Source organism: Lentzea xinjiangensis, assembly GCF_900110955.1.
Lineage (GTDB): Bacteria > Actinomycetota > Actinomycetes > Mycobacteriales > Pseudonocardiaceae > Lentzea > Lentzea xinjiangensis.
In genome coordinates, this window is record NZ_FOFR01000004.1 from 258,795 (window position 1) to 281,102 (window position 22,308).

Sequence of the window (22,308 nt, forward strand, 5' to 3'; positions counted from 1 at the left end):
ACGTGTCACACCTGCGCGCCGTCGTCCCAGCCGGAGTCCGGCGGCGGGGTGTTGCGCATCCGCAGGATCAGCCAGCCGACGCCCGCGCAGAGCGCCACCAGGGACAGCGGGGTGCCGATGCTCGGCTGCAGCCCGAAGAGGCCGGGCACGACCAGCAGCAGGATGCCCAGCACGAACAGGCCGAGCGCCGCGAACGTGGAGGCGCGCAGCGCCGGGAACGGCGGCGGCTCCGGCGGCACGTAGTGGTCCTCGTCGTCCCGATCTCGGCGTTCTGGCTCGTCCTCGGGTTCCGGCGGGAGGTCGTCGGCCGTGTCGTCGGGCGCTTCGCGTTCGTCGCGGACGGCCACGGGGCTCGCCTCGTCGAGGTCGAGCCAGTCCTTGCCGACGCCGTCCCGTTCGAGACCCGCGACGATCTCGGCAAAGAGCTCGTCGACGTTCTCGGGGCCGTCGGTCGAGTCGCGCCGGGCGTTCATCCAGAGCCTCTCCACGAGCCGCACCCTCTTGACCCCACATCGTTGCACGGTCGGGACGTGTAGCGGGTGACGGCGGCCAGGTCGGCGGTACGCGGGGCGCGGGGCGTGACGCCCCCGGCCCCGACTCGTTGTGTGAGGTGCCGTCGGCTCCGTAGGCTGGCTGGCGGGATCAAGGTTCGCGGTGTCTAGGGAGGCGCTCCCCAAAGTGCTGTACTGGTTGATGAAGCACGTCCTCCTGGGACCGATCCTGCGGTTGTTCTTCCAGCCCAAGATCATCGAGGGTGCCGAGAACATCCCGGAGGACGGCGGAGCGATCCTGGCGAGCAACCACCTCGCCGTGTCCGACTCCTTCTTCCTGCCGCTGATGCTGTCGCGGCGCGTGACGTTCCCCGCCAAGATCGAGTACTTCACCGGCACGGGGGTCAAGGGCAAGCTGCAGAAGTGGTTCTTCTCCGGCGTCGGCCAGGTGCCGATCGACCGGTCCAGCGCGTCCGCCGCGCAGGGCGCGCTCGACACCGGCGTGCGGATCGTGCGCGAGGGCAAGCTGCTCGGCATCTACCCCGAGGGCACCCGCTCGCCCGACGGCCGCCTCTACAAGGGCAAGGTCGGTGTCGCGTGGATCGCGCTGGAGTCCGGTGTGCCGGTCATCCCCGTCGCGATGTTCGGCACCGACAAGGCCAACCCCATCGGATCGAGGATGTGGAAGCCGCACCCGATCCGGATCAAGATCGGCAAGCCGCTCGACTTCTCCCGCTACGAGGGCCTGTCCGGCGACCGGTTCGTGCTGCGGTCGATCACCGACGAGATCATGTACGCGTTGATGGAGCTCTCCGGCCAGGAGTACGTCGACGTCTACGCGGCCAAGGCCAAGGAGCAGCCGGCCGGCGGTCAGCAGCGGGGCGGCAAGCCCGACCGGGTGCCCGAGACGAAGGCGGGCTGACCGGACCCCTAGGGTGTCGCGGTGCGGTTCTTCTACGACTGTGAGTTCATCGAGGACGGGGTGACGATCGACCTCGTGTCGATCGGGGTGGTCGACGAGGAAGGCCGCGAGTTCTACGCCGTGTCCACCGAGTTCGACCCCGAGCGCGCGGGTCCGTGGGTGCGGCAGAACGTGCTCAACCAGCTCCCCTCGCCCGCGGACAGGGCGTGGCGCAGCCGCGAGCGCATCCGCGAGGACCTGCTGGACTTCCTCGGCGCCCGCAACGCCGCGCGCGACGAGGTCGAGCTGTGGGCGTGGTTCGCCGCCTACGACCACGTGGCGCTGGCACAGCTGTGGGGTGCGATGCCCGCGTTGCCGCGTGCCCTGCCCCGGTTCACCCGCGACCTGCGGCAGCGCTGGGACGACGTCGGCCGCCCCAAGCTGCCCGCGCCTCCCGCCGACGCGCACGACGCCCTCGCCGACGCGCGCCACAACCTCGCGCGGTGGAATGTGATCGAGGAACACCGGCGCAAAATCGGGTTTCCCGTCCGGTGAGTGGGACCCGCGTTGCTGCACCGATACAGCTCGTGAAAGTCTGAGTGACACAGAACACGAGAGATTGGGCAAGCAGATGCGCATCGGTGTGCTCACTGGCGGTGGTGACTGCCCCGGTCTGAACGCCGTGATCCGGGCCGTGGTCCGCAAGGGCATCAAGGCACACGGCTGGGAGATCGTCGGGTTCCGCAACGGCTGGCAGGGTCCGATCGAGAACCTGACCAAGCCGATCGACCTCACGGACGTCGAGGAGATCCTCACCCGTGGTGGCACCATCCTCGGCTCGTCGCGCACGAACCCCTACAAGGTCGAGGGCGGCGTCGACCGCATCCGCGAGACCATCGCGGCGAACAACATCGACGCCATCGTCGCGATCGGCGGCGAGGACACCCTCGGTGTCGCCAAGCGCCTGACCGACGACGGCATCGGCGTCGTGGGTGTGCCGAAGACGATCGACAACGACCTCGGCGCCACGGACTACACGTTCGGCTTCGACACGGCCGTGCACATCGCGACCGAGGCCATCGACCGCCTGCGCACCACGGCGGAGTCGCACCACCGCGCCCTCGTCGTCGAGGTCATGGGCCGGCACGCGGGCTGGATCGCCCTGCACTCCGGTCTCGCCGGTGGCGCGAACGTCATCCTCGTGCCCGAGCGCCCGTTCAACGTCGACAAGGTCGTCGAGCACGTGGAGCGCCGGTTCGAGAGCGAGTTCGCGCCGATCATCGTCGTCGCCGAGGGCGCGATGCCCGAGGGCGGCGCCGAGGTGCTGCACTCCGGTGAGCGCGACGCCTTCGGTCACGTCCGCCTCGGCGGCGTCGGCCAGTGGCTCGCCGAGGAGATCGCGGACCGCACCGGCAAGGAGTCCCGCGCGGCCATCCTCGGCCACATCCAGCGCGGCGGCACGCCGACCGCCTACGACCGCGTTCTCGCCACCCGCTTCGGCCTGCACGCCGTCGACGCCGTCGCGGCGGGCGACTTCGGCACGATGGTCGCGCTGCGCGGCACCGACATCGTGCGCGTGAAGCTGTCGGAGGCGACGGCGGAGCTCAAGACGGTTCCGACCGAGCGCTACGAAGAGGCCGAGGTCTTCTTCGGGGCCTGATCGACCGGCACCGCACCCCGCAAGGCCGGGCGTCCCCGCGGACGCCCGGCCTTCCGCGTGTGCGGGCGGGCTTCCCACCGCGGTCGCGAAGGGGTTCACAGGGGCCGGAGCGCGGGCGTCGCCTTCTGCGGGTTCTCGGGCAGGGGACGACGTGGTTGCGTCTCGTGGGCGGGGGTGTCCGGTGTCTCGCGAAGTCCGACGCGCCGGTGCAGCCGGCGCATCGGCGTGGGAGCCCACCACGCGTGGCGTCCGAGCATCCGCATGCCGACCGGCATCAGCACACCGCGGATGAGCGTGGCGTCCAGCAGCACGGCCAGTCCCGCTCCGATGCCGAACATCTGGACGAAGCTCACGCCGCTACCGGCGAAAGCGCAGAGGCTGACCGCGATTCAGCGCCGCGGCGGTGGACACGAGCCGCCCGGAGCGGGACATCCCGAGGACCACCGCGCGGTGGTGGTCGGCGCCTTGGTCGTGGGCCTCCTTGATCCGGCTCACCACGAACAGCTCGTAGTCGATGGACAGGCCGAGGATGATGCTGAACATCAGCACCAGCATGCAGGTGTTGAGCGGCAACGGGGTGAAGCCGAGCACCGGCGACAGCCACCCCTCCTGGAAGATCAGCACCAGCACCCCGAGCGTGGCCGACAGGCCGAGCACGTTGAACGCCAGCGCCCGCACCGGCTGCAGCAGGCTTCCGGTGAACAGGAACAACAGGGTGAACGTGGTGAGCGCGACCAACGTGATCGCCAGCGGCAGCCGGTCCCCGATCGCGTCCTGGCTGTCGGCCAGCAGTGCCGCCTCGCCGCCGACCACGACCGAGGTGCCGGCCGGTCGCGGCAGCGCGCGGATCGCGCTGATCAGCTCGCGCGCCCGCGCGGAGCCCGGGCCGGCCGCCACGAGGAGGCGCTGGCTGTCGCCGCGGGCGAGCGCGGGGCCGGCGGGGGCCGGTCCGCTGGCGTGACCGCGGGCGAACGTCCCCGCGCTGGACGTCACCCGCAGCACACCGGGGAGCTCGGAGATCCGGCGCGCGTGGCCCGCGACCGCGGCCGGCTCGGCGGTGCCCTGGAGGACGACCTGGACCGCCCTGTCGTCCTCGTTGCGGAAGTGGTCGCGCAGCGCGTCGCCCACCACCCGGCTGTGCGCCGAAGCCGGGAGCACCCGGTCGTCGGGCATGCCGAGCTCCGCGTGCAGCAGCGGCACTGCGGCCAGCAGCAGCAGGACGATCACCGGCACCCCGGTGAGCACCGGCCGGCGCGTGGCGGCGTCGGCCAGCCTTGCCCAAAACGCCGAACCGGAGCACGCCGAACTGGAGGACGGAGGGCGCCGGTGCGCCCACGGCAGGCGTCCGGCGTCGACCTTCGGCCCGAGCGCGGCCAGCGCCGCCGGCAGCACGAGCACGGCGCTGACCGTCGAGGCGGCGACCACCCCGATCCCGGCGTAGGCGAACGAGCGCAGGAAGTACATCGGGAACAACAGCAGCACGGCGAGCGCGGCGGCGACCGTGACGGCGCTGAACACGATCGTCCGGCCGGCCGTCTGCACGGTCCGCGCCACCGCGGCGGAGGTGTCGAGGCCGGCGGCCAGCTCCTCGCGGAACCGGCTGATCGTCAGCAGCGCGTAGTCGACGGCCAGTCCCAGGCCCAGGCCGATCGCCATGTTGATCGAGTAGATCGACACGTCGGTCAGCGACCCGATGACCGACAGCCCCGCGACGGTGCACACGATCGCGATGCCACCCATGACCAGGGGCAGGATCGCGGCCACGAGCGTGCGGAAGGCGAGCACCAGCAGGAGCAGGATCACCGGAACGGCGATCAGCTCGGCCAGCAGCAGGTCGGCGGCGAGCTGCCGGTCGGCGTCCAGCTCGGCCGCCGCCCTGCCGCCGATGTGGACGGTGATCGGGCCCCGGTCGCCGGCGTGCCGCTCCCGCAGCCGCTCGACGGTGTCCGCGTTGCTCCCGGAGTCACCGGAGAACTGGCCGAGGGCGAGGGCGTGCCGGCCGTCGCCCGAGCGCAGCTGCGGCGCCCCGGTGACGAAGTACGAGGTCACCTGGGACAGCGCCGGGTCGGCCGCCAGGCGCGCGGTCAGCTCGGCGCCCGCCTGCCTGACCGCCGCGTCGTCGACCGCGCCGCCGCGAGCGGAGATCAGCACCAGGGCGTTGACGTGACCGCCGAACCGCTCCTCGATCAGCGCCTGCGCCTGCCAGGACTCCGAGCCCGGATCACCGAAACCGGACGTCGTCAGGGTGCCGGAGGCCGTGCACCCGAGCGCTCCGGCACCGATGACCACCAGCGCGCCGGCCACCAGGACGGCGCGTGCGTGTCCCGTGACGAACCGGCCGATACCTCTGAACACGGGCGGACTCCCTCTTCATCGGATGCCGGTCGACCGAGCGGGCGCCGCGCCAAAGTAAGTGGCATCCGATTTGCCTGCGCTTTGTGTCGCCCGGTCGAGCGTCCCTCGACGGAGTGCGCAAATGGGGAACCGGCGATCGAAGTCCCTTGCGCCTCAAGGGTTCGAGCTGCTCCGGTGATCCCTGCATGCTGAAGAAATGTCGCGAATATTCACGCGACACGATTGACGGAGTCCGCTGATGTTGGTTGTGCAAAAGACGTCCGTGGACGTCTTTTGCACAAAGACGGACAAGCGCAGGTCAGCAGGCTTTGACGTCGAGGTAGGCGCCGAACGTGCCGAGCCAGTGGTCGGCCATGTACCCGTGGCCGCCGAAGACGTAGGTCCACCCGGCTTCGCGGTGCGCGGCCGAAGCCGTCCTGGCCAGCTCGGTGTACCGGTGCCCGGCCGGCAGCGAGTCCGCGATCGCCTCCCAGTTCCAGGCGCGCGACAACGCGAGCCCCGCCAGGTGCGAGCCGTACGGGTCGCCGGGGTCGTCGACCGGGAACGGCTCGCGCAGCACGCGCCACCGCGGCGAGGCGAGGTCCGGCAGGTACGCGTCGAGCCAGGCGCCGAAGTCCGCGGTGCCGAGGGCACGGCGCATCAGGTCGGCCGTCGTCAGCGCGGGGGAGAGGAAGTCGGCGGCGTCCGGCTCGAACCCGCCGTAGGCGACCTCGTCCCGGTGCCACCGCAGCGCCGCGTCCGCGCACGCCGACGCGAGCTCGGCGTCCCCGGTCGCCAGGGCGGCGTCGAAGACCAGGCCGGTCGCGAACGCGGTGTTGCCGTGCGTGCCGGTGCGGATGGGCAGCCGGGCGGCCGAGACCCACTCCAGCCACCGGTTCCGCAGCACGTCCGCGATCGGCGCCACCGACCACGGCAGCCCCGAGGTCCGCAGCTCCGCGTCGAGCAGCAGCAACCACGCCCACCCGTACGGGCGTTCCCAGTACCGTCCCGCCGGCGAGGCGAAGAACCCGGCCTCGACGACGCAGTTCTCGTGCGTGATCAGCTTGTCCAGCGCGTCCCGGGCCGCGTCCGCCCCCGCGAGGGCGGGACGCAGCCGCAGCAGGCGCACCGCCAGCCAGGTCTGGTGCACGCACGAGTGCCAGTCGAACGACCCGGCGAACACGGGGTGCAGCTCCCGCTGCGGCACGAGCCGGTGATCGCCGTCGATCACGTGCGTCCAGTGCACCGGGTGGTCCCGCTGGATGTTGTCGATCGCGATGCCCAGCAGCCGGTTCGCGGTGCTGTCATCCAACCGGGTGGCTTCCATGGCCCACATCATGCAGTGCGACGCCCCGGCGGGCAGTGTCGACAGTTGACGGGTGAGCTGCTCCGCCGGTCCCGCGGGCCCGGACGTTCCCGGCCGGGGAGCGCTGACAGGCCCGGCCCGGTCTCTCAGTGTGGAACAACTAAGCTGAGCAGCGTGAACTGGACCGTGGACGTGCCCATCGACACGCTTCCCGAGCTTCCGCCGCTGCCTCCCGAGATGCGCAAGCGCCTGGACGACGCCCTGTCGCGCCCGGCCGCCCAGCAGCCGGAATGGCCCGACGCCGAACAGGTGCGTCGCGTGCGGACCGTGCTCGAGAGCGTGCCGCCGATCACCGTGCCCGCCGAGATCGACCGGCTGCACACGCAACTGGCGCAGGTCGCGAACGGGCAGGCGTTTCTTCTGCAGGGCGGTGACTGCGCCGAGACGTTCGCGGACAACACCGAGCCGCACATCCGCGCGAACATCCGGACCCTGCTGCAAATGGCCGTGGTGCTGACCTACGGCGCGAGCCTGCCGGTGGTCAAGGTCGGCCGCATCGCCGGCCAGTACGCCAAGCCGCGCTCGTCGAACATCGACGCCCTCGGCCTGCCGTCCTACCGCGGCGACATCATCAACTCCCTGGTCGCGACGCCCGAGGCCCGCATCCCCGACCCCGGTCGCATGATCCGCGCCTACGCGAACGCCGGTGCGGCCATGAACCTGCTGCGGGCGCTCACCGGAGCGGGTCTCGCGGACCTGCACCGGGTGCACGACTGGAACCGCGACTTCGTGCGCACCTCGCCCGCGGGCGAGCGCTACGAGGCGCTGGCCGGCGAGATCGACCGCGGCCTGCGGTTCATGTCGGCGTGCGGCGTCACAGACCAGTCGCTGCACGGCACCGAGATCTTCGCCTCGCACGAGGCGCTGCTGCTGGACTACGAGCGCGCGCTGCTGCGCCTGGACACCACCGGTGACCAGCCGAGGCTGTACGACCTGTCGTCGCACTTCGTGTGGATCGGCGAGCGCACCCGCCAGCTCGACGGCGCGCACATCGCGTTCGCGGAGATGCTGTCGAACCCGATCGGTCTCAAGATCGGTCCGACGACGTCGCCGGAGATGGCCGTCGAGTACGTCGAGCGCCTCGACCCGCGCAACGAGCCGGGCCGCCTGACGCTCATCTCGCGCATGGGCAACCAGAAGGTGCGCGACGTGCTCCCCGCGATCGTCGAGAAGGTCGAGGCCTCCGGCCACAAGGTCATCTGGCAGTGCGACCCGATGCACGGCAACACCCACGAGTCGAGCACCGGCTACAAGACCCGGCACTTCGACCGCATCGTCGACGAGGTCCAGGGCTTCTTCGAGGTGCACCGCCGCCTCGGCACGCACCCCGGTGGCATCCACATCGAGCTCACGGGTGAGGACGTCACCGAGTGCCTCGGCGGCGCCCAGGAGATCTCCGACGCCGACCTCGCCGGCCGCTACGAGACGGCGTGCGACCCGCGCCTGAACACCCAGCAGTCGCTCGAGCTCGCGTTCCTCGTCGCGGAGATGCTGCGCTCGTAGCCGTCACCACGGGAACAAGGCCGAAAGCGAAGGGCCCCGCGCCGGGAGCGCGGGGCCCTTCGCCTTCGCCTGACGGGTCAGAGACCGAAGATGATGATCTCGGTCCCGCGCCGCACGCGCGTGCGCGGCGGGATCGACTGGTTCACGACGGTCGCGTTGCCGCTCTTGTTGAACTCGACCTTCACCTTCAGGCCGGCCCGCTCGAGCTCCTCCTTGGCTTCCCGCACCTTCTGCCGGCTCACGTCGGGGACCTCGACCTCGCGGTTGTTCTCGAAGAAGACGGTGACACGCTTGTTGCCCGTGCCCTCCAGCACCGTGCCGGCGGCCGGGTCGGTCCGCGCCACGCGCGACTGGTCGTTCTCGGCGGCGTCCTCGCCACCGGCCTCGACCGGCTCCAGCCCGGCGCGCTGCAGCTCCGCGAACGCCTCGTTCTTCGTCTTGCCGGCGACGTTCGGCACCGGCGTGCGCGGTGACGGTCCCTTGCTGAGCACGAGCGTGACCGGGCTGTCGATCGTGAGCGCCGTGCCGGGCCTCGGGTCGAGCGCCACGACCTTGCCGATCGGCACCGTGTCGTGGAACGCGTCCTTGGCGGGGTCCTTGACGGCCTTCAGGCCCGCCGCCTCGATCTCCTTCGTCGCGGCCTCGACCTCGACGCCGACGGTGACGAACGGCACCACGGGCCTGCCGCGCGACACGGTGATCTTGACGGGCTGGTTCTTGCGCAGCTCCGCGCCCTGGGCGGGGTCGGAGCTGATGACCTGGCCGTTCGGCACGTCGTTGGACGGCACCTTGTCGATCAGCGCCGTCAGGTCCGCGCCCTGCACCAGCCGCACGGCGTTCTGCTCGCTCTGCCCGACCACCGCCGGCACGGTCGTCCAGCGGCCGGCGCCCACGTACCAGGAGAACAGGCCGACGAGCAGCACGAGGACCCCGGCGACGGAGCCCCAGATGAGGAAGAGCTTCTTGCGGCGCTTGCGCTCCTGCTCGACAGGGTCGACCTTCGGCTTCTTCTGCCCCCGGTTCTGCGGCGGGCGGCGGCGCGGCTGCTCGGGACGCGGCATCGTGCGCGTTCCGGCGACGCCCGGCGGAGGGGGCGGGGGACCCGTGCTCACCGTCGTCATCCCAGGCGTCATCCCAGGCGTCATCCCAGGCGCCATGACCGGCTTCTGCACGACGGGCCTGGTGGCCTCGGCGACGGACGGGGGCGTGGCGCCGACCGCCACGGGAACCGGTCTCATGACGACCGTCCTGTCGTTCTCCGGCGCCGTGCCGGGGACGGGCACCGGCTGCGGCGACAGGCCCAGCTCCGCACCCACGCGCTCCAGCTCGGCGAGGAACGCGTCGGCGTTGGGCGGCCGCAGCGCCGGGTCGCGCCGCGTGGCCTTGCGCACCAGCGTGTCGAGCGCCAGCGGGATCCCCGGGATCGACGGGACGTCGGAGTTCACGTGCTGGTAGGCCACCGAGATGGGCGTCTCGCCGCGGTAGGGCGCCGCGCCCGCCAGCATCTCGTAGAGCACGATCCCGGCCGAGTAGACGTCACTGCGCGCATCCGCCGCACCGGTTTCCACCTGTTCCGGTGACAGGTAGGCGACGGTGCCGAGGATCTCGCTGTCGCTCGTGACGCCGTTCTCGGCGATGGCGCGGGCCAGTCCGAAGTCGGCCACCTTCACCTGGCCACCCGGTCCGATCAGCACGTTCTCCGGCTTCACGTCGCGGTGCACCAGCCCGGCGCGGTGCGCGGCGCCCAACGCCGACAGCACCGGGCCGAGGACGCTCAACGCGACGGCGGGAGCGAGCTTGCCGCGCTGGTTCAGCAGGTCACGGAGGTTGCCGCCGTCGATGAGCTCCATGACCAGGTACACCTGGTCACCGTCGACGCCTTGGTCGTGCACGGACACCACGGCCGGGTGGTGCAACTGGGCCGCGGCGCGCGCCTCGCGTTCGAAGCGCGCCACGAAGGCGGGGTCGGCGGTCAGGTGTGGATCCATCACCTTCACGGCGACATCGCGATCGAGGCGGGTGTCGCGACCTCGGTAGACGGTGGACATGCCCCCGCGCGCCAGCACGGAGTCCACCCGGTAGCGCTGCTCGAGCAGTCCACCCATCACGTTCGAAACCGACCTCTCCACAGTGCGAGATGGTAAAGCTCAGGATGACCCGGTTGGCGGAAGGGCGTTCCCAGTTCGGTTATGGCATCGTGACCCCCGTGAGTGCGATTCCTGCCGCTGCGGATGTACTGGCTTCCGACCTGGAGGTTCTCGGCCTCCCCGAGGTGGCCGACCGAATGGGACTTCCGGTCACCCGGGTCCACCAACTGCTGCGCGACGGGCAACTGCTCGCCGAGCGGCGGGACGGCGTCCTCGTCGTTCCCGAAGCGTTCCTGGCCGCCGGAGGCGTGGTGAAGGGTCTGCCCGGCACCATCACGGTGCTGCGCGACCAGGGCTTCTCCACGGACGAGATCCTGCGCTGGCTCTTCACGGAGGACGACAGCCTCCCCGGCACTCCGATCGAAGCATTGCGCGGAGACCGTGGGCGTGAGGTAAAGCGACGCGCGCAGGCCATGGGCTTCTAGTTCACCCGATGCAGCGGTTCCGGGCGTTTCCGCAGGCGGGAGACGTCCGGAACCCCTGAACTGGTGAGCATGACCATCAAGACTCTGCTCGCCGGCCTCACCGCCGTAGGCCTGCTCCTGTCGCCGGTCGCCGCGTCCGCGGCCCCCGCCGCCGTGCAGGCGAAGCCCACCACGCTCGAGCTCGACGCCGGTGGCGCCCAGGTCAAGCTGAAGAAGGGCAACAAGCTCCAGATCAAGGGCAAGCTCGGCACCGGGGGCGAACGCGAGCTCACCCTGGGGCTCGACGTGTTCGCCCAGATCCGGGTGAGCGCCACGGTGTGGACCAACATCTACACCCAGAACTGCCAGCCGAACGCCACGTTCATCGCGCGGCTCAGCATCGAGGCCTCCGCTGACCTGCGCCTCTACTTCCCCGGCACGAGCACGTACGCCTCGGCGACGTCGAACGTCGTCGCGGTCGTCGTGACCTGACGAGGGGCTCACCTCGTCGTCGCACGCGCGAGCAGTGCCCGGCCGGCGCCGGGCACTGCCACCCGTCGCCACAGCACCTCGCAGCCGATGAGCCCCGGGATGCCGCGGTACGGGGCGTGGGCGGTGCGCGCACAGGCCCGTGCGGCCTCCGCGCGGGTGCCGAGCACCTTGCCGTGCCGGGCGTGCACCCGGCGGCACGCGGAACACGTGCCCCTCAGGTCCTCCGCGGTGGGGCTCATTCGTAGCGCGTGGACAGGCCGAACGGGTCCGGCTTCACCAGTGACCGCGCCGCGAGCGCCGACACCACCAGCGCGAAGAAGAGGTAGCCCCACGAGTACAGCGCCGTGTCGCCGTTCGGGAACGTCACGAGCAGCAGGAAGACCGACGCGAGCGACACCGTCACGAGCGCGCCCGTGCCCCACGCGAACCCGGCGGCGAGCGCCAGCGGCCAGCTGAAGTACCACGGCAGCGTCGCGGGGGAGAGCAGCGCGACGGCCAGCATCGTCAGCGCGCCGCGGCGGACGTTGTCGCGGACCTCGCCGTCGCGGGCGGCCCACCACTGGGTGTACGCGATCCAGATCAGCACGACCGAGCCGATGCCCCGCGCGACGGCGATGAAGATGCCGCCGTCGACGTAGACGAACCAGTTGACGACCATGCGCGCGAAGTCGCCGACCGCGCTCGGCAGCGACAACCAGTTGATGATCATCGACGAGCTGCGCAGCGCGGGGATCCAGCCCAGGCTCACCCCGGCGACGAGGGTGCAGGCGAGGAACGCGCCGAGGAACGCGGCCAGGCCCGGCAGCAGGGCCCGGCGGAACCGGGCGCGCTTGTCGCCCTCCAGCCGCGCCGCCCAGATCCACACGAGGAACGGCACGATCACGACCGCCGTCGCCTTCACCGAGAACGCGAGGCCGAGCAGCACGAAGCCGAGCACGTGCCTGCGGTCGAGCACCAGCAGCACGCCGGCGGCCATCATCCCGATCATCAGCAGGTCGTTGTGCGCGCCGCCGACGAGGTGGATCAGCAGCAGCGGGTTCGCCGCCACGAGCCACAGCGCGACAGCCGACTTGCCGCCCAGGTGCCGGCTCAGGCCCGGCAGGGCCCAGCACAGCAGCACGAGCCCGCCCGCGAGCGAGAAGCGCATGGCGACGACGCCGAGGATGACGCTCGCGTCCGTCGCCCACACGATCGCCTTGGCGATGAGGATGAACAGCGGCCCGTACGGAGCGGGCGTGTGCTGCCAGACCCAGCTGACGTTCTCGCTGAGCGTGCTCTGCAGCACCGCGGGCCCGACCTCGTACGGGTCGTAGCCGCTCAGGGCGAGCTGGCCCTGAGCCAGGTAGCTGTAGATGTCCTTGCTGAACAGCGGCGGCGCGAAGAGCAGCGGCAACGTCCACACCGTCACCGCGACCAGCACCGCGAAGTCGCCGATCTCGCCCCACCGCACGAGACGGCCCAGGCGCACCCACGCCCAGATGACCAGCCCCAGGCCCAGGTACAGCACCATGCTCGCGAGGTCGCGGCCGTGGCCGTAGCGCAGCCAGCTCAGCCCGACCTGGGCGAGCAGCGGGTCGCGCTCGAGGATGGCGCCGGCGCCCATGCCGCCGAGCGCGATCAGGGCCACGCCCAGCAGGCCGAGCATGGTGGTGCGGATGGGGATGGCGTAGGTGTTCGCGCGCACGGCTGGATCAAGCTCCTGCGGGGACACCTCGGAGCTCGTGCGGGGAAGGGACGGAGTTGCTGCCATCGCCCGAACATCGTTGCACAAGGCGAGCAAGCGTCAGCAAGCAACAGGCCTCACCGGTAACGAGGAGTTGATGAACTCCCACGATGCGGGGACGCCGGTCCGGGTCGTCGGCCGCGCTCAGAAAGCCCGCTTCGTGGAGCTGATCGCGAGGTCGGCGAGCTTGGTGGCGGCCGGCTCGGCCACGGCGGCCTCGTCGAGGGCGGCCAGCGCGCTCTTGGTCAGCTCCTCGATGCGCTCCTCGACGGCGTCGACGGCACCGACCTCCACGAGCGCGCGCCGGACCTCCTCGACGGTGCCGAGGTCGAGGTCTGGCTTGCCCAGCGCGGTGTCCAGGACGTCGGCACCGAACTGCGCGCCGAGTGCCACGAGCAGTGTGCGCTTGCCCTCGGAGAGGTCGTCGCCCGCGGGTTTGCCGGTGACCTCCGGGTCGCCGAACACGCCGAGCAGGTCGTCGCGGAGCTGGAACGCGACGCCGATGTCGGCGCCGAACGCCCGCAGGCCGTCGATCAGCTCCGGCGAGCCGCCCGCCATCGCCGCGCCCATGTGCAGCGGCCGTTCGACGGTGTACGCGGCGGTCTTGAGCCGGTCGATCCGCAGCGCCGCGTCCGGGGACGAGTCGCCCCGCGCCTGCGTCAGCACGTCGAGGTACTGACCCGCGAGCATCTCGGTGCGCATGTCCCGCCAGGGCTCGCTCATCCTGCGCAGCACGTCGGCCGGCAGCCCGGCGGCGAAGAGCATGTCGTCGGCCCACGCCAGCGCGATGTCGCCGATCAGCACGGCCGCCGACATGCCGAACCGCTCCGAGGAGCCGAGCCAGCCCTGCTCGCGGTGGTGCGCGCCGAACGCGATGTGCACGGTCGGCTTGCCCCGGCGCACCGAGGAGGCGTCCATCAGGTCGTCGTGGATCAGCGCGCACGCCTGGATCAGCTCCAGCGAGCTGACCGCCGTGAGCACCTCGGTCGCGAGCTCGCCGTCCGGATCGCCACCGGCCGCGCGCCAGCCCCACCACGCGTAGGTCGGGCGGATGCGCTTGCCACCGCCCAGCACGAAACCGGAGAGCGCGTCCACCGCGCTCGCGAAGCTAGGGTCCATCGCCTCGCCGGACGCGCGCCGGGAGGCCAGGTACGTGGTCAGCGCTTCTTCGACGTGCCGGGGCAGGGCGGCGTCGAGGGGGTGGTGGGACACGCGTCCATGGTCCGCTGTGTCCCGGACCACCCGCATGCCGGGGGCCGATACCACATGGTGAGCTAGTGTCCCACCTAGCGGAAGTGGCACTAGGCTTGCGCCCATGACGTCGGTCGTGGAGAGGCTGCAGGGGCAGTCGCCGAAGTTCTCGGTGGAGTTCCTCCCGCCGCGGGACGCCGAGGACGAGAAGGTCCTCTGGAAGGCCGTGCGCGAGCTGGAGGGCCTGGACCCGGCGTTCGTGTCGATCACCTACGGCGCCGGCGGGTCGCGCCGGGACCGCACGATCCGCGCCACGGGCCGCATCGCGCAGGAGACGACGCTGCTGCCGGTCGCGCACCTCACCGCCGTCGACCACTCGGTGGCCGAGCTGCGCAACGTGATCGGCTGGTACGCGGCGATCGGCGTGCGCAACGTCCTCGCCCTGCGCGGCGACCCTCCCGGCGACCCGATGGGCGAGTGGGTCGCGCACCCCGAGGGCCTCAACTACGCCGACGAGCTGGTGCGGCTCGTCCGCGAGCTGGGCGACTTCTGCGTGGGGGTGGCGGCGTTCCCGTACGGGCACCCGCGCTCGGCCGACCTCGACACCGACCTGAAGTTCCTGCTGCGCAAGCTGAACGCGGGCGCGGACTATGCGGTGGCGCAGCTGTTCCACGCGCCGGAGCCGTTCCTGCGGCTGCGCGACCGGGTGGCGGCCGCCGGCTGTTCCGCGGCGATCCTGCCGGGGATCATGCCGATGCTGTCGCCGCGCGGGCTGGCCAAGATCGTGGAACTGTCCGGCGCCGACCTGCCGCCCGAGATCGCGCGCAGGCTGGAGCCGTACGCGGACGACGTCGCCGGGTTCCGCGCGACCGGCATCGACATCGCGACCGAGATGTGCCAGCGGCTGCTCGACGAGGGCGTGCCCGCGCTGCACTTCTACACGATGAACCGCGCCAAGGCGACGCGGGAAGTGCTGGGGCGCTTGGGTTTGGTGACGCGTTCGTAGCCGTCAGGCGACGGTGCTGCGCCTGTGCGCGATGAGGGCGAGCACGACGACGATCAGCGCCGCCCCGCCGGTGAGCCCGGCGACGAGCAGCGCCCAGCCGAAGAACGAGCTGGAGTGCGCGCCCGCGTACTGCACGGTGGCCTGGAGCATCGACGCCTGGCCGGGCTTCGGAGACCACGCGATGGTGTTGTTCTCCTCCTCGCGGCCGTTGGTGTTCACGACCTGGCCGGGAAAGCTCACCTTCACCTGGATGTCCGCGCGTTCCACGGGCACCTGGGTGAGGTCGACCGACCCCGAGAGGGTGACAAGATCACCCGACCGGCGGAAGTTGAGGCTGTACCGGCTGTTCGACGAGCTGGTCGCCGTCGAGAGCGTCCGCATCTCGTCGAACGACAGGCCGTTGAAGAACAGTTGCGTGCCGGTGTAGGAGTCCACCCGGTACGCCTTGGTGGTGACGCGGCTCTCGAGCTCCGGCGGCACCTTGAGCTGCGGGCCGGGGTCGTTGTCCTGCGTGGGCGGCGTGGCCGCGATGATCTCACCGGAGATGCGGTCGTCGGCGGACACGGCCATGGCCGCGTACACGCGGACGCAACCGCTCAGGGAAAACAGGGTGAGCAGCAGGAAGACCGGCACCAGCAGTGCCCGGGATCGACGCACGGCGGACATCCTGCCAGCACGGTCCCCGCGACGCAGGTCCCCTCCGAAGGTCGTGAGCTTGACTAACTACCTTTTGGCGTCGAGAGGCGCGAGGTAGCGTCACGCTCCATGGCATCCGTGCACGACATCAGCAACAAGTTCGTCAGCGACCACGTGGCGCTCGACCCGATCATGGCCACGGTCCTGGGCTTCGCGGGCTCCGACGACCGGTTGACGGACCTCTCCCCGGAAGGGCACGCGGCACGCCACGAGCTCACCGTCCGCGCGCTCGCCGACATCACCGCCGCCCAGCCCGCGGATGCCTCGGAAGAAGCGGCACGCGCCGTTTTCCTCGAACGGACCGGCCTCGACCACGAGTTCTACGAGGCGGGGCTGACCGAGTCCGCGCTGAACGTCATCGCGAGCCCGATCCAGTCCGTGCGCGACATCTTCGACCAGATGCCGACCGATACGCCGGAACAGTGGGCCACGATCGGACGTCGTCTCTCGGCCGTGCCCGCCGCTCTCGATGGACTCCGCGCTTCTCTCTCGCACGCCGCTTCCCGCGGCCAGGTGTCCGCACTGCGCCAGGTCACCAAGGTCGCCGCGCAGTGCGACGTCTGGGCCTCGACGTTCTTCACCTCGTTCGTCGCCTCGGCCGACGTCGACGGTGCGGTGCGTTCCTCCCTGGACGCGGGCGCCACCGCCGCCTCGGCCGCGTACGCCGAGTTCGCCACCTTCCTGCGCACGTCGCTCGCCCCGCAGGCGCCCGTGGAGGACGCCGTCGGCGAGGAGCGCTACCGCCTCGGCTTGCGGTACTTCACCGGGGCGAAGCTCGACCTGGCCGAGGCCTACGCGTGGGGCTGGGAGGAGTTCCTCGGCATCGAGGCCGAGATGAAGCAGGTCGCGGCCCGCCTGAAGCCCGGCGCGTCCCTGGCGGAGACGGCGGCGTACCTCGACGAGCACCCGCGCTACCAGGTGCACGGCCGGGACGGCCTGCGGGCGTGGATGCAGGAGCTGTCGGACAAGGCCCTGCTCGACCTGCGCGACGTGCACTTCGACCTGCCCGACGCGCTGATGAACCTCGAGTGCAAGATCGCGCCGCCCGGCGGTGGCGTCGGCGCCTACTACACGCCGCCGACCGCGGACTTCTCCCGCCCCGGCCGCATGTGGTGGTCGATCGCCGAGGGCAAGACGGTGTTCCCGACCTGGCGCGAGACGTCGACGGTCTACCACGAGGGCGTGCCGGGCCACCACCTCCAGTGCGCGACGGCGGTGTACCAGTCGCAGAAGCTGAACGACTTCCAGCGCCTCATGTGCTGGGTGTCGGGCCACGGCGAGGGCTGGGCGCTGTACTCGGAGCGCCTCATGCGCGAGCTCGGCTACCTCGACGACGACGGCGACCTGCTCGGCATGCTGGACGCGCACCTGTTCCGCGCGGCCCGCGTGATCATCGACATCGGCATGCACCTGGAGCTGGAGATCCCCGCCGGCACCGGCTTCCACCCCGGCGAGCGCTGGACCCCGGAGCTGGGGCTGGAGTTCCTGCTGACCAGGACGCTGCAGGAGCCGGCGGCCGCCCGCGACGAGATCGACCGCTACCTCGGCTGGCCCGGCCAGGCCCCGGCGTACAAGCTCGGCGAGCGGCTGTGGCTCGCCGCCCGCGAGGACGTGCGGGCGCGCAAGGGCGCCGGCTTCGACCTCAAGCAGTTCCACAAGGAAGCCCTGGAGATGGGCTCGATGGGCCTCGACACGCTCCGCGAGCGCCTCGCCGCCCTCTGACCCGGTCCCTGGTGCAACCCCCTGAGCTGCGCTGATCCGGCTCATGCAAAAGACGTTTGCGGACGACCGCAAACGTCTTTTGCATAACGGACCCCAGGTGACGATCGCCGGAAGACCTCCGGCCATCGTCACGCCGGGTCTGCCCACCGCACCCGCACGCGGTTCGTGATCGGCTCCGGATCGTCGGTCAGCACGAACTCGAGCCAGGGGCCCGGCTCCGGCCGCACCGAGGCGAACACGTCACCGCCGCGCACCACCGGGTGCCCGGTCGCGCGAGCCGACGCCAGCGGGTCGCGGGAGTCGACGACCACCGCCGCGACCGCCCCGGTGTACTCCGGCCGCGGCTCCAGGACGCAGAACTCGTTGCCCTGCGGATCGCGCAGCACCACCCACGGCACGTCGCCCTGGCCGACGTCGGCGTGTTCGGCGCCGAGCTTCACCGCGCGCGCCACGATGTCCGCCTGGTGGTCGAGCGAGGAGGAGGCCAGATCGAGGTGCACCCGGTTCTTCTCGATCTTCGGAACGTCGCTCCACACGAACGTCAGCTCGATCTCGTCGCCGGCGAACTCGGACCAGAACGCCGCCAGCGCGGGGGGATCTGCCGCCTCGAACGTGATTTCCACTCGTGGAGGGTACTGTCTCGCGCGTGGCGAAGCTGGTGCTCGGACCGCTCCTGAGACATGTGAACGAGACGTCGGCGACCGTGTGGGTCGAGACGGACACAGCGTGTGAAGTCACCATCGCCGAGCACACCGAGAAGACCTTCCAGGCGGGCCGGCAGCACTTCGCGCTCGTCACGCTGGAGAACCTCGGCCCGCGCACGGAGTACGACGTCCGGCTCGACGGCGAACCGGTCTGGCCGGAGCCGGGCAGCGAGTTCCCCAAGCCGGTCATCCGCACCGGCGAGGTCCGCCGGATCGCCTTCGGGTCGTGCCGCGCCGCGCCGAGCCAGCCGGTCGGGCCCGACGCGCTGGACGCCTTCGCGCAACGGCTCATGAAGACGCCCGAGCAGGACTGGCCGCAGGCGCTGGTCCTGCTGGGGGACCAGGTCTACGCCGACGAGCCCACCGAGGCCACCAAGCAGTGGCTGCGCGACCACCGCCGCGGCACCAGGGAGCCCGACGGCGAGGTCGTGCACTTCTCCGAGTACGCCCGCCTCTACCACGAGACCTGGGGCGACCCGGAGATCCGCTGGCTGCTGTCGGTCGTCCCGACATCGATGATCTTCGACGACCACGACGTGCGGGACGACTGGAACACCTCCGCGGTGTGGCGCAGGCAGATGGCGGCGAAGCCGTGGTGGCGGGACAGGATCCGCGGCGCCATCTCCTCCTACTGGGTCTACCAGCACCTGGGCAACCTCGGCCCGGACGAGCTCGCCAGGGATCCCCTGTACGCCAAGGTGAAGGCGCAGGACACGGACGTGCTCCCGCTGCTGGAGGAGTTCGCCGAGGAGGCGGACAAGGAGACCGACGGCGGCAAGTCCACGTGGTGGAGCTACCGCCGCGACTTCGGCCGCGCCCGGTTGCTGGTGGTGGACACGCGTTCCGGCCGCATCCTCGAAGAGGGCAGGCGGCAGATGGTCAGCGACGCCGAGTTCGAGTGGATCGAGCGCAACGCCGAGGGCGACTTCGACCACCTGCTGATCGGGTCGTCGCTGCCGTGGCTGATGCCGCACGCGCTCAGCCACTTCCAGTCCGTCAACGAGGTCGGCGCGCGCAAGCCGGGCTGGCAGGGCCGCGCGGCCGAGAAGATCCGGCAGGTCGTCGACCTCGAGCACTGGCCCGCGTTCCGCGAGTCGTTCGACAGGCTCTCCCGGATGATCGAGAAGGCCGCGAACACCGACGCCGCGACGGTGTGCGTGCTCTCCGGCGACGTCCACCACAGCTACGTCGCCGTGGCCGAGTTCCCGAGGCCCACCAAGGCCGTGGTCACCCAGCTCGTGTGCTCGCCGATCCACAACGAGCCGCCGAAGGCGCTCGAGCCGATGTTCCGGCTGGCGTGGTCGCGCATCGCCGGCCGGGTGTTCCGCCGCCTCGCCACCCGCGTCGGCGTGCCGCAGGACCTGATGAGCTGGCGCAAGACCAGCGGCCCGCACTTCGGCAACTCCGTGGCGCTGCTGGACTTCGACGGCCGCCGCGCCCGTTACCGGCTGCTGTCGGCAACGGGCGAGGAGACCGCGTCCGTCCTACTTGGTCGCGAGCCGCAGTAGCGCCCACAGCTGCGCGATGGCGTCGTGGTCGCCGGCCACCCGGACCATCCGGTCGGGCAACCGCCCCCACAGCCAGCGGTACATCGTCATCGGGCTCGCCGACACCTGCGCGTCGGCGAGGTGGGCGTCCTCCGGGTTGACGACCCGCCACGCCGACGCGCCCCGCGGACCGCAGCGCGTGAGCCACAGGTGGTCCTCGACCTCGATGGCGACGAGGCTGTCCCGCGAGCCCCGCACCCCGAGCACGTCAAGCTTGTGCCCCAGCCACAACGTCAGCACCTCGTCGACGCCGTCGACCGCGACGTCGTCGTCGACCGCGCCGGCCTCCACGCCCGCCGCGCCCTGGACGTCCATGCGGTGCACCGTGGTCTCGTGCGCGAGCCGGCGGCGCCAGAAGCCGTAGTTCTGCTGATCCGGCCACCACGTCGCGCATGGCTCGTCCTCCTCGTGCGCGCTGAGCTCCGCGAGAACGGCCGCCGCGCCCGAGCGCATGAACTCCAGCGGGTCCTCGCCTGCTTCCGGGTGGTCCTGCCACTCGCCGGCCCGCGGCTCGCGGCCGAGCCTGATCCACTCCAGCGCGCTGCGGTAGCCGCTGCCGACGTGCCGCACGGTCTCGCCGAGGTTCAGCCCGGGACAGGCGGGCACGCCCTTGTGCGGTGGCTGGCCGAACGCGGACATGGCGAGCAGTTCCGCCTCACGGCGCAGGATGTCGAGGAAGTTCACCGCCTCGCCTCATCCATCAAGCCGGCGACGAGCGTCACGAACTGATCTGCCTGCCGCACCAGGTCGTCGGCCGTGCGCGCGTTGACGTGACTGGTGATGCCCGCGAGCACAGCGGCCCTTGTGGACGACCACGACGCGAAGAAGGTCGCCCATTCGCCCATTTCCGGTGCGATCGCGGCGAGCAGCACCCACGCGCTGGTCGGTCTCGACCGCCCGCGGTGGGGACGTCCCCGCAGCGCGAGCACCGCGGCGGCGGCGCGCAACGCGGCGAGGTAGGCGGTCGCGAACCGTTCAGGGGGCTCCGGCGTGCGTCCGGACTCGGCGAGCGAGTCACGGGCCTGCTGCAGCAGCGCGAGCGCGGATGCGGGTGGCAGTGGGAGGGGGAAGTCTGCCGGATTCGAAATCTCAGCTGTCATCTCGGCCTCCTCGTGGCGTCGGTGAACGACGTCTCCGCCGAGGGGAAGCCGGCGGCTCTCGGAGGTGGGGTGCTTCCCCCACCCCACCTCCGAGGCATGGTGCGACTCGAACACATGTTCGAGTCCTGCCCAGCGTAGCTCCCGGCCGATGGATTCCTCAACCCGGCCCACCACGTGGGCGCCAGTCGTGGTCTGATGGTGACGTGAGTGCGCTCGAACACCCTGGAATCCGCAAGGTCGCGCAAGCCCTGCCACCCGCCACCGCCGAACGCATCGTCGTGCTGCCGGACGCCGCGCGGACGGCGGCGGCCGCGGCGGAGGCCGTGGGCGTGCAGGTGGGCGCGATCGCGAACAGCCTGCTCTTCGCGGCGGTGCGCGACGGAGTGGCGGCCCCGCTGCTGGTGCTGACCTCGGGCGCGCACCGCGCGGACACCTCGCTGGTCGCCGAGCTGGTGGGGGCGGACGCGGTCAAGCGTGCCGACCCGGAGTTCGTCCGCGAGCACACGGGTCAGGTGATCGGCGGCGTGTCGCCGGTCGGGCACCCCGCGCCGATCGAGACCCTGGTGGACGAGGCGTTGTCCGCCCACGAGGAGATCTGGGCGGCCGCGGGCCATCCGCACGCCGTGTACCCCACGACCTTCGCGGACCTGGTGGCGCTGACGGGCGGACGCGTGGCGGTGGTGTCGTCATGACGGCCTCGCCGCGCCTGGAGCGCGTCGTCGAGATGACCGCCGCCGAGCTGAACGCGCGGCTGGGCGAGGCGCTCGCGCTGTACGTGACCGCGATGAACTACCCGCCCGGCACCGTCGAGCAGCGCGCCCCGATGTGGCTCGCGCACATGATGCGCGAGGACTGGCGCTGCGTCGTCGCGCTCGGGGAGCAGGACGAGCTCGTCGGCATCGGCTACGGCTACCGCGGCGCGTCCGGCCAGTGGTGGCACGAGCAGGTGCGCCGCGGCCTGATGGCCGTCGCCGCGCCCACCGTCGTCGAGGGCTGGCTCACCGACTACTTCGAGCTGACCGAGCTGCACGTGCTGCCGCGCGCGCAAGGCCGCGGTCTCGGTGAGGAGCTGCTGCGCCGGCTGATGGAGGGCGTGTCCTCGTCCCGCGTGCTGCTGTCGACGCCCGAAGGCCCGAGCAAGGCGTGGAAGCTCTACCGCCGTGTCGGTTTCGTGGATGTCCTGCGGCACTACCAGTTCACCGGCGACCCGCGCCCGTTCGCCGTCCTGGGCCGCTCGCTGCCGATCGACTGACACGAGAGCTCGTCGAACCCCAGGCCGCCGCTGCGGCTCGGGGTTTCTCGCTGTTGCACTGGGCAGGCG

The 22,308-nt window shown here is 71.3% G+C and carries 23 protein-coding genes; 11 read left to right on the forward strand and 12 right to left on the reverse strand.

Going from position 1 to position 22,308, the window contains the following annotated elements:
• Positions 1-5 precede the first annotated feature (5 nt).
• Positions 6-488, reverse strand: coding sequence for a hypothetical protein (locus tag BMW88_RS13075; RefSeq protein WP_245777739.1), 483 nt, complete (start codon positions 486-488; stop codon positions 6-8).
• A gap of 190 nt (positions 489-678) precedes the next feature.
• Here BMW88_RS13075 and BMW88_RS13080 point away from each other — a divergent pair, with 190 nt between their 5' ends.
• From BMW88_RS13080 to BMW88_RS13090, 3 genes are all read left to right on the forward strand, one after another.
• Positions 679-1,413, forward strand: a complete 735-nt coding sequence (locus BMW88_RS13080; protein ID WP_089950948.1) for a lysophospholipid acyltransferase family protein — start codon at positions 679-681, stop codon at positions 1,411-1,413.
• A 21-nt stretch (positions 1,414-1,434) separates the two neighbouring features.
• Complete coding sequence (locus BMW88_RS13085; RefSeq protein ID WP_089950949.1) at positions 1,435-1,947, forward strand: polyadenylate-specific 3'-exoribonuclease AS; 513 nt, start codon at positions 1,435-1,437, stop codon at positions 1,945-1,947.
• 76 nt (positions 1,948-2,023) lie between these two features.
• Complete coding sequence (locus BMW88_RS13090; protein ID WP_089951099.1) at positions 2,024-3,052, forward strand: 6-phosphofructokinase; 1,029 nt, start codon at positions 2,024-2,026, stop codon at positions 3,050-3,052.
• 95 nt (positions 3,053-3,147) lie between these two features.
• Here the strand turns inward: BMW88_RS13090 and BMW88_RS43220 are convergent, their stop codons facing one another.
• From BMW88_RS43220 to BMW88_RS13100, 3 genes are all read right to left on the reverse strand, one after another.
• On the reverse strand, positions 3,148-3,405 hold the full coding sequence (locus BMW88_RS43220) for a hypothetical protein (protein ID WP_245777740.1): 258 nt from the start codon (positions 3,403-3,405) through the stop codon (positions 3,148-3,150).
• A 4-nt stretch (positions 3,406-3,409) separates the two neighbouring features.
• Positions 3,410-5,407: an MMPL family transporter gene (locus tag BMW88_RS13095; RefSeq protein WP_245777741.1), complete on the reverse strand. Its 1,998-nt coding sequence runs from the start codon at positions 5,405-5,407 to the stop codon at positions 3,410-3,412.
• Positions 5,408-5,705: 298 nt separating this feature from the next.
• Entirely contained in the window at positions 5,706-6,713 is a 1,008-nt protein-coding gene (locus tag BMW88_RS13100) for a DUF2891 domain-containing protein (RefSeq protein ID WP_177221080.1), read from the reverse strand.
• 153 nt (positions 6,714-6,866) lie between these two features.
• Between BMW88_RS13100 and BMW88_RS13105 the strand changes: the two genes are divergently transcribed.
• Positions 6,867-8,255, forward strand: coding sequence for a class II 3-deoxy-7-phosphoheptulonate synthase (locus tag BMW88_RS13105; protein ID WP_089950951.1), 1,389 nt, complete (start codon positions 6,867-6,869; stop codon positions 8,253-8,255).
• Between the two features lie 77 nt (positions 8,256-8,332).
• On the opposite strand, the gene pknB is transcribed toward BMW88_RS13105, so the two are convergent.
• On the reverse strand, positions 8,333-10,360 hold the full coding sequence (pknB, locus tag BMW88_RS13110; protein WP_425434653.1) for a Stk1 family PASTA domain-containing Ser/Thr kinase: 2,028 nt from the start codon (positions 10,358-10,360) through the stop codon (positions 8,333-8,335).
• A 101-nt stretch (positions 10,361-10,461) separates the two neighbouring features.
• On the opposite strand from pknB, the gene BMW88_RS13115 reads away from it, so the two are divergent.
• Both BMW88_RS13115 and BMW88_RS13120 read left to right on the forward strand, forming a co-directional pair.
• Positions 10,462-10,827 carry an Rv2175c family DNA-binding protein gene (locus BMW88_RS13115; protein WP_245777765.1) on the forward strand — a complete coding sequence of 122 codons (366 nt, stop codon included), beginning with the start codon at positions 10,462-10,464 and terminating at the stop codon, positions 10,825-10,827.
• A 69-nt stretch (positions 10,828-10,896) separates the two neighbouring features.
• Positions 10,897-11,298, forward strand: coding sequence for a hypothetical protein (locus tag BMW88_RS13120; protein WP_143116061.1), 402 nt, complete (start codon positions 10,897-10,899; stop codon positions 11,296-11,298).
• Positions 11,299-11,306: 8 nt separating this feature from the next.
• Here BMW88_RS13120 and BMW88_RS13125 read toward each other — a convergent pair whose 3' ends face one another.
• From BMW88_RS13125 to BMW88_RS13135, 3 genes are all read right to left on the reverse strand, one after another.
• The gene (locus tag BMW88_RS13125) at positions 11,307-11,537 is read right to left on the reverse strand and encodes a hypothetical protein (protein WP_089950954.1); all 231 of its coding nucleotides are present in this window, start codon (positions 11,535-11,537) and stop codon (positions 11,307-11,309) included.
• Positions 11,534-13,048, reverse strand: a complete 1,515-nt coding sequence (gene mptB, locus BMW88_RS13130; protein ID WP_143116062.1) for a polyprenol phosphomannose-dependent alpha 1,6 mannosyltransferase MptB — start codon at positions 13,046-13,048, stop codon at positions 11,534-11,536. The genes BMW88_RS13125 and mptB overlap by 4 nt, the downstream gene beginning before the upstream one ends.
• 117 nt (positions 13,049-13,165) lie before the next feature.
• A complete protein-coding gene (locus tag BMW88_RS13135) occupies positions 13,166-14,233 on the reverse strand; it encodes a polyprenyl synthetase family protein (protein WP_425434650.1) in 1,068 nt (355 codons plus the stop codon).
• Positions 14,234-14,336: 103 nt separating this feature from the next.
• On the opposite strand from BMW88_RS13135, the gene metF reads away from it, so the two are divergent.
• The gene (gene metF, locus BMW88_RS13140; protein WP_089950956.1) at positions 14,337-15,218 is read left to right on the forward strand and encodes a methylenetetrahydrofolate reductase [NAD(P)H]; all 882 of its coding nucleotides are present in this window, start codon (positions 14,337-14,339) and stop codon (positions 15,216-15,218) included.
• 3 nt (positions 15,219-15,221) lie between these two features.
• Here metF and BMW88_RS13145 read toward each other — a convergent pair whose 3' ends face one another.
• Positions 15,222-15,875 carry a DUF3153 domain-containing protein gene (locus tag BMW88_RS13145; protein WP_089951102.1) on the reverse strand — a complete coding sequence of 218 codons (654 nt, stop codon included), beginning with the start codon at positions 15,873-15,875 and terminating at the stop codon, positions 15,222-15,224.
• Positions 15,876-15,983: 108 nt separating this feature from the next.
• Between BMW88_RS13145 and BMW88_RS13150 the strand changes: the two genes are divergently transcribed.
• Positions 15,984-17,636 (forward strand): DUF885 domain-containing protein, encoded by a 1,653-nt coding sequence (locus tag BMW88_RS13150; protein ID WP_089950957.1) that lies wholly within the window; start codon positions 15,984-15,986, stop codon positions 17,634-17,636.
• A gap of 128 nt (positions 17,637-17,764) precedes the next feature.
• On the opposite strand, the gene BMW88_RS13155 is transcribed toward BMW88_RS13150, so the two are convergent.
• Positions 17,765-18,259 (reverse strand): VOC family protein, encoded by a 495-nt coding sequence (locus BMW88_RS13155; RefSeq protein ID WP_089950958.1) that lies wholly within the window; start codon positions 18,257-18,259, stop codon positions 17,765-17,767.
• Between the two features lie 23 nt (positions 18,260-18,282).
• On the opposite strand from BMW88_RS13155, the gene BMW88_RS13160 reads away from it, so the two are divergent.
• Positions 18,283-19,848, forward strand: coding sequence for an alkaline phosphatase D family protein (locus BMW88_RS13160; protein WP_089950959.1), 1,566 nt, complete (start codon positions 18,283-18,285; stop codon positions 19,846-19,848).
• Here BMW88_RS13160 and BMW88_RS13165 read toward each other — a convergent pair.
• Together BMW88_RS13165 and BMW88_RS13170 are read right to left on the reverse strand one after the other, a co-directional pair.
• Positions 19,825-20,571, reverse strand: a complete 747-nt coding sequence (locus BMW88_RS13165; RefSeq protein WP_245777742.1) for a maleylpyruvate isomerase N-terminal domain-containing protein — start codon at positions 20,569-20,571, stop codon at positions 19,825-19,827. The genes BMW88_RS13160 and BMW88_RS13165 overlap by 24 nt on opposite strands.
• Entirely contained in the window at positions 20,568-20,987 is a 420-nt protein-coding gene (locus BMW88_RS13170; RefSeq protein ID WP_089951104.1) for an SAV_6107 family HEPN domain-containing protein, read from the reverse strand. Before BMW88_RS13170 ends, BMW88_RS13165 begins: the two co-directional genes overlap by 4 nt.
• Positions 20,988-21,190: 203 nt before the next feature.
• Here BMW88_RS13170 and BMW88_RS13175 point away from each other — a divergent pair, with 203 nt between their 5' ends.
• The gene (locus BMW88_RS13175; protein ID WP_177221082.1) at positions 21,191-21,679 is read left to right on the forward strand and encodes a YbaK/EbsC family protein; all 489 of its coding nucleotides are present in this window, start codon (positions 21,191-21,193) and stop codon (positions 21,677-21,679) included.
• Positions 21,676-22,239 carry a GNAT family N-acetyltransferase gene (locus BMW88_RS13180; RefSeq protein WP_089950960.1) on the forward strand — a complete coding sequence of 188 codons (564 nt, stop codon included), beginning with the start codon at positions 21,676-21,678 and terminating at the stop codon, positions 22,237-22,239. Before BMW88_RS13175 ends, BMW88_RS13180 begins: the two co-directional genes overlap by 4 nt.
• Positions 22,240-22,308 lie beyond the last annotated feature (69 nt).